At 60.7% G+C, this 14024-nt stretch carries 11 protein-coding genes; 3 read left to right on the top strand and 8 right to left on the bottom strand.

The annotated features are described in order from the left end of the window. Window positions 1-138: 138 nt before the first annotated feature. Together ACX3YD_RS01580 and ACX3YD_RS01585 are read right to left on the bottom strand one after the other, a co-directional pair. Window positions 139-846, bottom strand: coding sequence for a 3'-5' exonuclease (locus ACX3YD_RS01580; RefSeq protein ID WP_103404148.1), 708 nt, complete (start codon window positions 844-846; stop codon window positions 139-141). Then, window positions 843-2783, bottom strand: coding sequence for a putative nucleotidyltransferase substrate binding domain-containing protein (locus ACX3YD_RS01585; RefSeq protein WP_103404189.1), 1941 nt, complete (start codon window positions 2781-2783; stop codon window positions 843-845). Before ACX3YD_RS01585 ends, ACX3YD_RS01580 begins: the two co-directional genes overlap by 4 nt. A gap of 253 nt (window positions 2784-3036) precedes the next feature. Here ACX3YD_RS01585 and ACX3YD_RS01590 point away from each other — a divergent pair, with 253 nt between their 5' ends. Next, window positions 3037-3546, top strand: a complete 510-nt coding sequence (locus ACX3YD_RS01590) for a response regulator (RefSeq protein WP_103404147.1) — start codon at window positions 3037-3039, stop codon at window positions 3544-3546. 42 nt (window positions 3547-3588) lie between these two features. Here ACX3YD_RS01590 and ACX3YD_RS01595 read toward each other — a convergent pair whose 3' ends face one another. Then, on the bottom strand, window positions 3589-5766 hold the full coding sequence (locus ACX3YD_RS01595) for a malate synthase G (protein ID WP_458959143.1): 2178 nt from the start codon (window positions 5764-5766) through the stop codon (window positions 3589-3591). Window positions 5767-6277: 511 nt separating this feature from the next. Between ACX3YD_RS01595 and ACX3YD_RS01600 the strand changes: the two genes are divergently transcribed. Continuing rightward, entirely contained in the window at window positions 6278-6796 is a 519-nt protein-coding gene (locus ACX3YD_RS01600; protein ID WP_130210220.1) for a glycine cleavage system transcriptional repressor, read from the top strand. Between the two features lie 215 nt (window positions 6797-7011). Here the strand turns inward: ACX3YD_RS01600 and rarD are convergent, their stop codons facing one another. From rarD to ACX3YD_RS01625, 5 genes are all read right to left on the bottom strand, one after another. Then, window positions 7012-7899, bottom strand: coding sequence for an EamA family transporter RarD (rarD, locus tag ACX3YD_RS01605; RefSeq protein WP_458959144.1), 888 nt, complete (start codon window positions 7897-7899; stop codon window positions 7012-7014). A 183-nt stretch (window positions 7900-8082) separates the two neighbouring features. After that, the gene (locus ACX3YD_RS01610; RefSeq protein ID WP_103404144.1) at window positions 8083-9057 is read right to left on the bottom strand and encodes a serine/threonine protein kinase; all 975 of its coding nucleotides are present in this window, start codon (window positions 9055-9057) and stop codon (window positions 8083-8085) included. A gap of 179 nt (window positions 9058-9236) precedes the next feature. Then, window positions 9237-11138, bottom strand: coding sequence for a PhoX family protein (locus ACX3YD_RS01615; protein WP_458959145.1), 1902 nt, complete (start codon window positions 11136-11138; stop codon window positions 9237-9239). A gap of 67 nt (window positions 11139-11205) precedes the next feature. Next, on the bottom strand, window positions 11206-11970 hold the full coding sequence (locus tag ACX3YD_RS01620; protein ID WP_458959146.1) for a TOBE domain-containing protein: 765 nt from the start codon (window positions 11968-11970) through the stop codon (window positions 11206-11208). Window positions 11971-12033: 63 nt separating this feature from the next. Further along, the gene (locus ACX3YD_RS01625) at window positions 12034-12774 is read right to left on the bottom strand and encodes a double zinc ribbon domain-containing protein (protein WP_458959147.1); all 741 of its coding nucleotides are present in this window, start codon (window positions 12772-12774) and stop codon (window positions 12034-12036) included. Window positions 12775-12864: 90 nt separating this feature from the next. Here ACX3YD_RS01625 and bioB point away from each other — a divergent pair, with 90 nt between their 5' ends. After that, window positions 12865-13920 (top strand): biotin synthase BioB, encoded by a 1056-nt coding sequence (bioB, locus tag ACX3YD_RS01630; RefSeq protein ID WP_047534246.1) that lies wholly within the window; start codon window positions 12865-12867, stop codon window positions 13918-13920. Window positions 13921-14024 lie beyond the last annotated feature (104 nt).

Here is a 14024-nt window from a genome sequence, read left to right on the forward strand (position 1 = left end):
TTGTGTCAGAGGCGGGGGAGATAAAGCAATCGGCGTTGGTCGGGAGACCGCGTCATCGTTTATCGCGGGCAAGCCACGCTCCCACAGGGATTGTGCATAACCTTGTGGGAGCGATGAGGCCGGAACAGAGGCCGAAGATCAGAAGGACGGTGTGTGCTGCCGGCGCTTCCACTGATTCAGGCGCTGCTGCAGATTCAACGGGCTGTGAATCTGCTGCTGCCGTGCCCGGCTGAACAGGATCAGCGCCAATTCGGCGGTCGCCAGGGCATCGGCGCTGGCGTTGTGGCGCTCGAAGACTTCGAGCTTGAACCAGTCGATCCACTCGTCCAGCCCGGCCTCGCGGATGTTGGCTTGCGGGCACAGCAGCGGGGCGATGTCCGCCACATCCAGAAAGGGATGCTGCAATTTGTAGCCCAGATGATCTTTCAAGGCGCGGCCGAGCATGTGTTGGTCGAACGGCGCATGAAAGGCCAGGATCGGGCTGTCACCGACGTACTCCATGAATTCGACCAATGCCAGCGCCGGGTCACTGCCGGCGGCAATCGCGCTGGGGCCGATGCCGTGGATCAATACGCTGGGACCGAGTTTGACTTCGGTGCATTGCAGGGTGCGTTCGAACTGTTGGCTAAAATCGATCGCGCCGTCCTCGATTACCACGGCGCCGATGGACAGCACGCGGTCCTTGTTCAGGTTCAGCCCGGTGGTTTCCAGGTCCAGCACGACCCAGCGCTGTTCGCGCAGGCTGCATTCACTCAGCCCGGTCGCTGTTGGCAAGCGTTGCAGGCGTAGTTGCAGCTCCCCGGACAGGATCGGGCCGGCCGGGCGCAACCATGAAAACAGGCTCATAGCTGATACCGCAGGGTCAGGCTGCTTTGCAGGCGTTGGGCCTGGCGCAGGGATTCACGCAGGATGCGTCGGTCCAGATGATTGAGGCTGTCCGGGTCCACGCGGTTGGAGTAGGGCAGGTTTTCCCGGGTCTGGCGTTGATGTTGCTGCATGCGGGTTTGCTGGATGAAGTGATACGCCTCTTCATACGCTGCACCGTCCAGGGCGTCGATGACCTCCTTGTCGACCAACTGGCGAAAGCGCTCCAGCGTGTTGTTCGCTTCGACGCCGTTGGCCAGGGCCAGCAAACGTGCAGCATCGACGAACGGGGTCAGGCCCTGGACCTTCAGGTCGAGGGTGGCCTTCTCGCCATTTTTCCGGGCCAGTACAAACTCACGGAAACGGCCCACGGGCGGACGATTGCGCAAGGCGTTCTCGGCCATCATGCGCTGGAACAAGCGGTTGTCGCCGACTTGATCGAGAATTGCGCGGCGCAACTGTTCGCAGCCTTGCTCGCTGCCCCAGACCACGCGCAAATCGAAATAGATACTCGAACCGAGCAGGTTCTCCGGCGTTGCCTCGCGGATAAACGCTGCAAAACGCCGAGCCCATTCGGTTCGGGACAAACACAGCTCGGGGTTGCCGGCCATGATGTTGCCCTTGCACAGGGTGAAGCCGCACAGGGCCAGGCTCTGGTTGATCTGCTGGGCGATGGGCAGCAACTTGCCGCGAATTTCAGCGGCGTGGGCGGCGTCCCGCGCTTCAAAAATGATGCCGTTGTCCTGATCCGTGTGCAGGGTTTGCTCGCGGCGGCCTTCGCTGCCGAAACACAGCCAACTGAACGGCACGCCGGGGTCGCCTTTCTCGGCCAGGGTCAACTCGATCACCCGGCACACGGTGTGGTCGTTGAGCAGGGTGATGATGTGGGTGATCTGGGTCGAAGACGCGCCGTGGGCCAGCATGCGCTCCACCAGTTGACCAATCTCGCCGCGCAGGGTGACCAGGTTTTCCACGCGCTGGGCGCTGCGAATGGTGCGCGCCAGGTGCACCAGGTCGACCCGTTGCAGGGAAAACAGGTCACGTTCCGAGACCACACCGCACAGGCGCTGGTTCTTGACCAGGCAGACGTGGGCGATGTGGCGCTCGGTCATGGCAATGGCGGCGTCAAAGGCGCTGTGATCCGGCGACAGGAAAAACGGCGCATGGGTCATGTGCCGTTCGATGGTTTCGTTGAAGTCATTCGTGCCGTTGGCCACGACCTGACGCAAGTCACGCAGGGTGAAAATCCCCAGCGGCGCCTTTTGCGCATCGACCACCACAATGCTGCCCACCTGCTGTTCATGCATCAGGGTCACGGCTTCGCGCAGCGGTGTCTCCGGGCTGCAGGTCACCGGATGGCGCATGGCCAATTCGCCGAGGCGGGTGTTGAGCGAGTATTGGGTGCCGAGGGTTTCCACGGCCTTTTGCTGGACCTGCTGGTTGACCTGATCCAACAGGCTACTGACGCCGCGTAGGGCAAAGTCGCGGAAGGTGCTGGAAATGGCGAACAGTTTGATGAACGCGAGCTTGTTCAGCTGTAGGCAAAAAGTGTCTTCGGCGGCGAGATGCTCGGTGCGGGTCGCCCGTTCGCCCAGCAACGCGGCGAGGGGAAAACACTCGCCGGTGGTGATTTCGAAGGTCGTTTCAGTGCCGCCCTTGGCCGTGTGCGGACGTTCGCCCACGACCCGGCCCTGCTTGACGATGTAAAAGTGCTCAACCGGGCCATCGGCAGGCTTGATGATGCTCTCGCCGGGCGCATAAAAACGCAGCTGACACTGCTCAACCAGGTACGCCAGGTGCGCGTGTTCCATTTGATTGAAGGGCGGGAAGCGCTGAAGGAATTGCAAGGTGCCCTGGATGTTCTGCAACACCGCGGTTTTCCCTGCCTGTGTGAAGGCGTCCGCTTTACTCATAACCATAACCGCAGTCTTGTTGGATTTTTTGTCGTCGGATGACTCGGCCATGGTCGGCCCCTGCGGTCCGGGTGCCCATTGGACGTAAGTCTAGGTAGGTGATGTGTGTGAGGGAATGTCGGAAAAGCCTTACGCAATTGTGCGAAAAACCTCTCGGCATCCCTATTGGAAAAATATCCGACGAAGTGCACATTGAAGGTCTGCTTAGCGATGTCTGACCACTGTGCTAGGGAATTGAACTGAACATGTAGAGAAAGCCATGTCCGACCACGATATTTTGAGTGACGCCGAGCGCGAGGCGCTCAGTGCCGTCATGCTGGAACCTGACTTGCCGCCGCAGCGTGTGCTGATCGTCGATGACGATAAAGACGCCCGGGAATTGCTGTCAGAGATTCTGGCGCTGGACGGGATTCGCTGCCTGACCGCCGCCAGTGGCGAGACCGCACTCAAAATGCTGGCAGAGAAACCGGCGATTGGCCTGGTGATCACCGATCTGCGAATGGGCCACATAGACGGCCTGGATCTGATCCGCCGGGTGCGTGAGTCGGAGCGGGCGGCGATGCCGATCATCATCGTCTCGGGGGATGCCGACGTGAAAGACGCCATTGCGGCGATGCATTTGAGTGTGGTGGATTTCCTGCTCAAGCCGATTGATAGCGGTCAGTTGCTGGCGCTGGTGAAGCATGAGTTGGGGATGGAGTCTGAGGTCAGACCTGTCAGCGCCGCTCGTTCCCACAGGGAACCGCATTTGCAAAAGAAAAAGCCCTGATCGTTCGATCAGGGCTTTTTCATGTCCGGCGAAAACGCTCAGTTACAGGCCATTGGCAGCCTTGAACTCGCGACGACGACGGTGCAGGACCGGCTCGGTATAGCCGTTTGGCTGCTGGGTACCTTCGATCACCAGTTCGACGGCTGCCTGGAAGGCGATGTTGCTGTCGAAGTTCGGTGCCAGCGGACGGTACAGCGCATCCCCGGCATTCTGACGGTCCACCACCGGCGCCATGCGCTTGAGGCTTTCCATCACTTGCTCTTGAGTGACGATACCGTGACGCAGCCAGTTGGCGATGTGCTGGCTGGAAATACGCAGCGTCGCACGGTCTTCCATCAGGCCGATGTCGTTGATGTCCGGCACTTTCGAACAGCCGACGCCCTGGTCGATCCAGCGCACCACGTAACCGAGAATGCCCTGGGCGTTGTTGTCCAGTTCGTTCTTGATCTGCTCGGCGGTCCACTGCGGGTTCACCGCCAGCGGGATGATCAGGATGTCGTCCACCGAGGCGTGAGCACGTTTGGCCAGTTCGGCCTGGCGGGCGAACACGTCAACCTTGTGGTAGTGCAGCGCGTGCAAGGCAGCGGCGGTCGGCGAAGGGACCCAGGCGGTGTTGGCGCCGGCCAGTGGGTGAGCGATTTTCTGTTCGAGCATCGCGGCCATCAGGTCCGGCATGGCCCACATGCCTTTACCGATTTGTGCGCGACCTTGCAGGCCGGTGCTCAAGCCGATATCGACGTTGGAGTTCTCGTAGGCGCCAATCCATTTTTCCGCCTTCATGTCAGCCTTGCGCACCATCGGGCCGGCTTCCATGGAGGTGTGGATTTCGTCACCGGTACGGTCGAGGAAGCCGGTGTTGATGAACACCACGCGCTCACTGGCCGCCTTGATGCAGGCCTTGAGGTTGATCGTGGTACGACGCTCCTCGTCCATGATCCCGACTTTGAGGGTGTTGCGTGGCAGGGCCAGCACGTCTTCGATGCGACCGAACAGCTCGTTGGTGAACGCCGCTTCTTCCGGGCCGTGCATCTTCGGTTTAACGATGTAGATCGAACCGGTGCGGGTGTTCTTGCGCGACGTGTTGCCGTTCAGGTTGTGCAGTGCGGCCAGGCAAGTGACCAGGCCATCGAGGATACCTTCCGGCACTTCGTTGCCGTCTTTATCGAGGATCGCGTCGATGGTCATCAGGTGACCGACGTTGCGCACGAACAGCAACGAACGGCCATGCAGGCTCAGTTCACTGCCATCGACGGCGGTGTAGGTGCGATCGGCGTTCATGGTGCGGGTAAACGTCTTACCGCCCTTGGCGACTTCTTCCGACAGATCGCCCTTCATCAGGCCGAGCCAATTGCGGTAGATCACCACTTTGTCATCGGCATCGACTGCAGCGACCGAGTCTTCGCAGTCCATGATGGTGGTCAGCGCCGCTTCCATCAGGATGTCTTTGACGCCCGCGGCGTCGGTCTGGCCGACCGGGGTGCTGGCATCGACCTGGATTTCGAAATGCAGGCCGTGGTTTTTCAGCAGGATCGCAGTCGGTGCCGAAGCCTCGCCCTGGAAGCCGATCAGTTGGGCATCATTGCGCAGGCCGGTGTTGCTGCCGCCTTTGAGGGCGACCACCAGTTTGCCGTCAACGATGGTGTAGCGGGTAGAGTCGACATGGGAGCCGGCCGCCAATGGCGCCGCTTCATCGAGGAAGGCGCGGGCGAAGGCGATGACCTTGTCGCCGCGAACCTTGTTGTAGCCTTTGCCTTTTTCCGCGCCGTCAGCTTCGCTGATCGCGTCGGTGCCGTAGAGCGCGTCATACAGCGAACCCCAGCGGGCGTTCGAAGCATTGAGTGCGAAACGGGCGTTCATGACCGGCACCACGAGTTGCGGGCCGGCCATACGGGCGATTTCATCATCGACGTTTTGCGTCGTTGCCTGGAAATCGGCCGCTTCTGGCAGCAGATAACCGATGTCTTGCAGGAAGGCTTTATAGGCCACGGCATCGTGTGGTTGACCGGCACGGGATTGGTGCCAGCCATCGATACGAGCCTGGAAATCATCGCGTTTGGCGAGTAGGGCTTTGTTCTTCGGCGCCAGGTCGTGAATGACCTTGTCGGCACCGGCCCAGAACGTGTCGGCGGTGAGGCCGGAACCGGGAATGGCTTCGTTGTTCACGAAGTCGAACAGGACTTTGGCGACCTGCAGGCCACCGACTTGAACGTGTTCAGTCATTGCTTGCCTCACTCTGCTCAGCTATTTCGCTTTTCAGCTCTTCAATTTAACAATGAAGCCTTTGGCATTTAAACCACAAACCCTGGGACCAGTACATGCCATTTCTGACGGCTGGGTGGGGACCCATCAACGGCGCGGAGACCGTGCTGACGGGGCTTTCAGGGATGCGACTGCGCCTGAGGCAGACATCGATCCAACGTTATGTAGTGCGCGCTGCGGCATACTACATGATGAATTGCGGTTGTGAAAATTAGACTAATTACGTCGTTCTGCGACCCCATGACGCATTGCAGTCACGTCGAGGATCGGGATGTTCTCAAAAAAACATGAGATTGTTCCAGTTAAATATAAAAAGTTGTACACATAATCTTTGGTGGCCCGGCGATGGGGCTTTGTTTTCTGTGGCGAGGGAGCCAGCTCCCTCGCCACAGAACAGCAGTGCCAAGCCGATTCCGGCGCCTTGCCTATACTTGGTTTTCTATAACAAAAGTCATGACCAGAGGGCTGCGCCATGGACCACCTCGTACTCACTGTTTTCGCTCCAGACAAGCCAGGGCAGGTCGAGCGCATCGCCCAATGCATTGCCGAGCACGGCGGCAACTGGCTGGAAAGCCGCATGTCGCGCATGGCCGGGCAATTTGCCGGGATCCTTCGGGTCGGCGTACCGGCAGAGGCCTACGATGAACTGGTCGATGCCCTGCAAGGTTTGTCCGCCCAAGGCATTCGCGTCTTGATTGCCGAAAGCGGCATTGAGCAATCGTGCACCTGGAAACCCATCGCCATGGAGTTGGTCGGCAATGACCGGCCGGGAATCGTACGTGATATCACCCGACTGTTGAGTGAGCAGGGCGTGAACCTGGAACGGCTGGTGACTGAAGTGCGGCCGGCGCCGATGAGCAGTGAGCCGCTGTTCCACGCCGAAGCGATTCTCGCGGTGCCCTTGACCTTGTCCCTGGATGTACTGCAATCGCGCCTGGAAACCCTGGCCGACGATCTGATGGTGGAATTGGTGCTGCGCAGTGAGCCTTGATCCGGTTATCCAAGTTAAACGTGCACCTGCCTGTGGATAACCTGTAGAGACAGCCCGCCAGGCCATGCTGGCCGGGGCTCTTCTGGAATTGATCAAAAAACCAGCAGTTTCAGCGACTTGCGCACATTCGCCGGGGATCAGGTTGTGGATAACCTTGGGAAGAAACGACGCAGGCCACGGTAGACGTGGCCTGCATAGATTTGTGCGTTTTTTGATCAGCTTCGGCGGCGCAGGCTGACCCAGGCATCGACGCTGTAAACGGCCAGGCCGGCCCAGATAAAGATGAATGCCAGTAACGTGCTCGACGACAGGTGTTCGCCAAACAGCAGCACGGCTTGCAACAACACCAATGTCGGCGCCAGGTACTGGAGGAATCCCAACGTGGTGTAGGGCAAATGCCTTGCAGCAGCGTTGAAGCAGACCAGCGGCACCAGCGTCACCGGGCCGGCAGCGACCAGCCACCAGGCTTCGGACGTCGTCCAGAATTCAGGTTGAGCACTCACAGCTGTCGGATTGAAAAGCAACCAGGCAATGGCAATCGGCACCAGCATCCAGGTTTCCACCACCAGCCCCGGCAAGGCCTTGACCGGTGCCTGTTTGCGGATCAACCCGTAGCAACCGAAGGTCAGGGCCAGCACCAGCGACACCCACGGCAGGCTCCCGACCTGCCACACCTGCTGCGCCACGCCGACCGTCGCCAGACCCACGGCGATCCACTGCATGCGCCGCAATCGTTCGCCGAGGATCAGCATGCCCAGCAGCACGTTCACCAGTGGGTTGATGTAGTAACCCAGGCTGGCTTCAAGCATGCGTCCGTTGTTCACCGACCAGACGTAGGTCAGCCAGTTGGCGGCGATCAGCGTGCCGCTCAGGGCCAGGATCGCCAGTCGTTTCGGGTTCTCCCGCAGCTCGCGCCACCAGCCCGGATGTTTCCAGACCATCAGCAGCAAAGTGCCGAACAGCGCCGACCACAACACGCGGTGGATGATGATCTCCGCGGCTGGCACGTTGGCGATGGCTTTGAAATAGAGCGGGAAAATTCCCCAGATGATGTAGGCACTCAGGCCCAGGATGTACCCCCGGCGGAGGTTGGCAGCTTGCATGCAGAGTCCTTGCTTAGGCAGCTAACAAAAAGGGGATTGTAAGGAGATTTTTCCCGATGTGCTGATCCTTGTAGGCGCGAGCCTGCTCGCGATGAACTCAGAGGCGCCGCGGGGTATCAGGTTCCCCGCGTCATCGTTCACGACCCTCACGAGCAGGCTCGCTCCTACAGGGGGCGCTGCTGTTTAGAAGAGTTTCAGCGGCTCTTCGTTGAGGGCCGCCAATTGTTCACGCAACGCCAGCACCTGGTCGCCCCAATACCTTTCGGTCCCGAACCACGGGAAACTGCGCGGGAAGGCCGGGTCGTCCCAGCGGCGGGCGAGCCAGGCGCTGTAGTGCATCAGGCGCAAGGCGCGCAGCGGTTCGATCAAGGCCAGTTCGCGCGGGTTGAAATCGTGGAACTCGTTGTAACCGTCCATCAATTCCGACAACTGCCCCAGGCAATCCTGGCGATCCCCCGCCAGCATCATCCAGATGTCCTGCACCGCAGGGCCCATGCGGCAGTCATCGAGGTCGACGATGTGGAACATCTCGTCGCGGCACATCATGTTGCCGGGGTGGCAGTCGCCGTGCATGCGGATGTTCTGGTGCGGGGTGGCGTCGTAGACCTCTTCCACGCGCTTGAGAAGATCGCGGGCCACTGACTCGTAAGCGGGCAACAGGCTGCGGGGGACGAAGTTGCCTTCGAGCAAGGTTGTCAGCGAGTCGTAACCGAAGTTCTTCACACCCAGGGCTTCACGGTGCTGGAACGGTTTGGTCGCGCCCACCGCGTGCAGGCGCCCGAGCAATTGCCCGAGGCGATACAGCTGATCGAGGTTGCCCGGCTCCGGCGCGCGACCGCCACGGCGGGGGAACAGGGTGAAACGAAAGCCGTTGTGTTCGTGCAGGGTTTCACCGTTATGGATCAGCGGCGCGACGACGGGCACCTCGACATCGGCGAGTTCGAAGGTGAACTGGTGTTCTTCGAGAATCGCTTCGTTGGTCCAGCGCTGCGGACGGTAGAACTTGGCGATCAGCGGCTCGGAGTCTTCGATGCCGACTTGATAGACGCGGTTCTCATAACTGTTGAGCGCCAGAATGCGCGCGTCGCTGAGAAAGCCGATGCTTTCGACGGCATCGAGCACGAGGTCTGGGGTGAGGGTTTCAAACGGATGGGCCATGCTGACTCCTGCGCGCAGCAGGCTGCCGCGTCCGGCCAAGCATGGTAGCGCAGACGGGGCTTCTTTAGTGACTGGGCTTGAGATGTGTGTGGTTTGGGCTGACATCACCGCGAGCAAGTTCTCCCCCACAGGTTCGGTGTTGACCATGTGGGAGCGAGCCTGCTCGCGATGACGCCGGATCAGGCGCCGACGATTCCGCCATCCTCGCGGGTAATCGCCATCACCGAAGAGCGCGGCTTGCCGTTCGGCAAATGCTCGGGGAAGGTCGATCCACCGTTTTCGCCAGGATGCTGAATCCCGACGAACAGCGTCTTCTGATCCGGCGAGAAGCTGATCCCTGTTACCTCGCACCCAATCGGTCCGACCATGAAGCGGCGAATCTCACCCGTCTTCGGGTCGGCGCAGAGCATCTGGTTGTTGCCCATGCCGGCAAAGTCGCCGGCATTGCTCATGTCGCCGTCGGTCAGAATCCACAAGCGCCCGGCCTTGTCGAAACCCAATCCGTCCGGGCTGTTGAACATGTTCTGGGCGGTGATGTTCGACGACCCGCCTTTTGACGTCCCGGCGTGCACCTGCGGGTTGCCCGCGACCACGAACAAGTCCCAGGCGAACGTGTTCGCGCCATGGTCGTCGTGGTCGGTGCGCCAGCGCAGGATTTGCCCGTAGACGTTCTTCTCCCGCGGGTTCGGACCGCCTACCGGTTGGCCGTCTTCACCGCGTTTGGCGTTGTTGGTCAACGTGCAGTAAACCTGGCCGTCCATGGGGCTGACGACGATCCACTCCGGGCGATCCATGCGCGTGGCTTTGACCACGCTGGCGGCCAGGCGCGCATGAATCAACACCTCAGCCTGATCGGCAAACCCGCTGCTGGCGTCGATGCCGTTCTTGCCGTGGGTCAGTTCGATCCATTCACCCTGGCCCTTGGGGTGATCAGCGTTCCCGTCACCGGCGTCGAAACGCGCCACGTACAAGGTGCCGTGGTCCAGCAGATCGCGGTTGGCCTTGGGGTTGTTGTGGTTGATTTTGTCGCGGCTGACGAATTTGTAGATGAACTCGCCGCGTTCGTCGTCGCCCATGTACACCACGGCGCGACCGTCACCGGTTTCCGCCAGGGCCGCGTTTTCATGTTTGAAACGGCCCAGCGCGGTGCGTTTGACCGGGGTCGATTTTGGGTCGAACGGGTCGATCTCCACCACCCAGCCGTGACGGTTGAGTTCGTTGGGGTTCTTGGCCAGGTCGAAGCGCTCGTTGTGCGGGTGCCAGTTGATGTCTTTACTGGTCGCCACCGCGCCGTAGCGTTTCTGTGCGGCATCGAATGTCTGTTCGGCGTTGCTGCTGCCGAAGCAGTCGGTGAAGTTCTCTTCGCAGGTCAGATACGTGCCCCAGGGCGTCTTGCCGTTGGCGCAGTTCTGGAATGTCCCGAGGACGTTCTTGCCGTGTGGATCGGCGCTGGTTTTCAACAGATCGTGGCCAGCGGCCGGGCCGCTCAGGCTGATCGGCGAATTGCCGTGGATGCGTCGGTTGTAGTGCGAGCCCTGGACGAACTGCCAGTGACCGTTCTTGCGCTGCACCTCGATCACCGACACGCCTTCGCAGGCCAGTGCCTTGCGCACATCTTGCGCCGACTGCGGCATGCCGCCGTGGGGATAGAGGTAGCGGTAGTTGGTGTATTCGTTGTTGATCGCCATCAGCGCCCGGTCTTTTTCACCGGGGAATTCGAACAGGCTCATGCCGTCGTTGTTGTCGCCGAACTGCACTTCCTGATGTTCGGCCGTGCCATTGCCGCTCGGGTCGAAGGCCGGGCCGTTTTTCTGCAGCGGTTGGCCCCAGCTGATCAGTACCGATGATTTGTAGCCTGGCGGCAGGGTGATCGCGTCGCTGGTGGCGGCGGGGATGCTGTCGAAACCCAGTAACTGGCTGGTGCCGGCGCTGACGCTGGCGGCCAGTACGCTGCGGCTCAGCAGGTTGCCACCCAGAAACATCGCAGCACCGCACAGGGCGCCTGCACTGATGAAACCGCGACGGCTGAAGCCGACCATTTGTTCGAGGTCGGTGGGTTGGTTGTCTTTTAATAGGCTCACATCAGGCTCCCTGCGAATTTTGCAGTCACCTTAATGATGGGCGATGAAGCTTTTGTTGCAGTTGTCCTTACAGCGGTGTGCCGAGCAGGACGTTGGACGGCGAGAACTGTACGCGTACCGATTTGCCGACGCTCAGCTGGCGTGATTGCAAATGCCGGGACCCGGCCAGTGCGCAGAGTGTCAGGCCGTTGGGCAGGCCGATGCGCACTTCGCATGGGCCGTCCTCGGCGTCGAGAATTTCCTCGATCACGCCTGCCAGGCAATTGTTTCCGGCTGTTGCCTCGTCGTCGCCGCCCAGCACTTCGAGCCAACCGGCCTTGATCAGGGCCACGACTTCGGTACCGGTTTGCAGGTCCAGGCGCAGGGTGCTGTCGTGAGTGATTTGCGCATCGAGGCTCAAGCCAGCGGCCAATTCGAGGCGAATCCGGTCGTTGTAGCCCTGGGTTTCAATGGTCGCGACCTTACCGTGCAACTGATTGCGTGCGCTGGTCCGGAGCATCAGCCGGCCAAGCAGGTCGAGGTCGCTGGCGTCCTCGGCGGCCTCCAGTACCTGGGCCTGCAGCGCCTGCAGCTTCTGATAGAGGCGCAACACGCGCTCGCCTTCGGCGGACAGTTTGGCGCCGCCACCGCCCTTGCCGCCGACACTGCGTTCCACCAACGGTTTCTGCGCGAGGTTGTTCAGCTCGTCGATGGCATCCCAAGCGGCTTTGTAGCTCAGCCCCGCGCTTTTCGCCGCGCGGGTGATCGAACCTTGCTCGGCGATGTGTTGCAGCAAGGCGATGCGTTGCGGGCGGCGGACAATGTGCTGGGACAACAACGTAGGCAAGGACATGGCAAGACGCTTTGGGCTGTGACGAGGGTGAGGACGTTGGCGGCTCGGGGGCCGGGAGTCAAGTCACGGCGACTCGCCAGGCTTGGGCGTGCGCGCCAGGCAATAAACGTCGACGCGGGTGGCCCCGGCCTCCATCAGCAGGCGGGCCAGAGCGTGCGCCGTGGCGCCGGTGGTCAGTACGTCATCCACCAGCGCCAGATGGCGTCCCTCTGGGGCAGCATCGGCGGCCAGGGCGAAGGCCTTGCGCAGGTTTTTCTTGCGTGCCTCGGCATTCAGGTCTTGTTGAGCGTCCGTGTCCCGGGGTCTCAGGAGCAACCGTTCATCGGAAGGGATCTCGAGGCGAATGCTGAGCCAGCGCGCCAGCATGGCCGCCTGATTGAAACCCCGTTGGCGCAGGCGCCGGGCGGCCAGGGGCACCGGTACCAGCGTGTCGGGTCGAGGCAGGTCATTGTCGAAGCGATGTTGCAGCGATTGGGCAAGAAGTTCGCCGAGCAGGTGGCCAAATGGCCATTTGGCGCTGTGCTTGAAGCGGGTAATCAGGCTGTCGATCGGGAAGCTGTAAGTCCAGGGCGCGATCACCTGTTCGAAGGCCGGCGGCTGGTTCAGGCATTGGCCGCACGTCAGGCCGGCAGCGGGCAAGGGCAGGGCGCAGGTCTGGCAATGATCGCCGAGCCAGGGCAGCTCGGTTTCGCAGGCCATGCAGATCGGCGTGACGCCATCAGTCCGCTCATCACACAGCAAACAGGATTGTTTGTTTTTTAACCAGTTGTAAACCGGCCCTTTGTATCGTGGTTGACAGCGCATCGCTCTTCCTTAAATATGCCGAAACATCTGTGATGCGCCTGCGGGGTTCCGTTCCCGGCGCTTGCCAAGCATAAAACAAAGGAAACACCCATGAGCGCCAGCACCTCTGCAACCCTGCGTCATGACTGGTCTTTGGCCGAAGTCAAAGCACTCTTCGTTCAGCCATTCAATGACCTGTTGTTTCAGGCTCAGACGGTGCACCGCGCGCATTTCGACGCCAACCGCGTCCAGGTATCGACCCTGCTGTCGATCAAGACCGGCGCCTGCCCGGAAGATTGCAAATATTGTCCGCAGTCCGGTCACTACAACACCGGCCTGGAAAAAGAAAAACTGATGGAAGTGCAGAAGGTCCTCGAAGAGGCCGCTCGCGCCAAGGCCATCGGTTCGACCCGTTTCTGCATGGGCGCGGCGTGGAAACACCCGTCGGCCAAAGACATGCCTTACGTGCTGAAGATGGTCGAAGGCGTAAAAGCCCTGGGCCTGGAAACCTGCATGACCCTCGGTCGCCTGGATCAGGAACAGACCGAAGCCCTGGCCAAGGCTGGCCTCGACTATTACAACCACAACCTCGATACGTCGCCTGAGTTCTACGGCAGCATCATCACCACCCGCACCTATAGCGAGCGCCTGCAAACCCTGGCGTACGTACGTGATTCGGGGATGAAAATCTGCTCCGGCGGCATTCTCGGCATGGGCGAGTCCCTTGATGACCGCGCCAACCTGCTGATCCAGCTGGCCAACCTGCCGGAGCATCCGGAGTCGGTGCCGATCAACATGCTGGTGAAAGTCGCCGGAACGCCGCTGGAAAATGCCGACGACGTCGACCCGTTCGACTTCATCCGCATGCTCGCCGTTGCGCGGATCCTGATGCCGAAATCCCACGTGCGCCTGTCCGCCGGCCGCGAAGCCATGAACGAGCAGATGCAGGCCCTGGCGTTCTTTGCCGGCGCCAACTCGATTTTCTATGGCGAGAAATTGCTGACCACCGCCAACCCGCAGGCCGACAAGGACATGCAGTTGTTCTCGCGTCTGGGCATCCTGCCGGAAGCCCGTGAAGAGCACTCGGACGAAGTTCATCAGGCCGCCATCGAGCAGGCGCTGGTGGAGCAGAAGAGCAGCGAGCAGTTCTATAACGCGGCGGTTTGATGACTGCACCTGTTCCATTGCTGGAATGCAAAACACTGTGGGAGCGAGCCTGTCGAATCGTCGCACCGTCGCGATGGTCGTCAACGATGACGCGGAAAATCTGA

The sequence above is a fragment of the Pseudomonas fluorescens group sp. PF-1 genome (assembly GCF_054481335.1).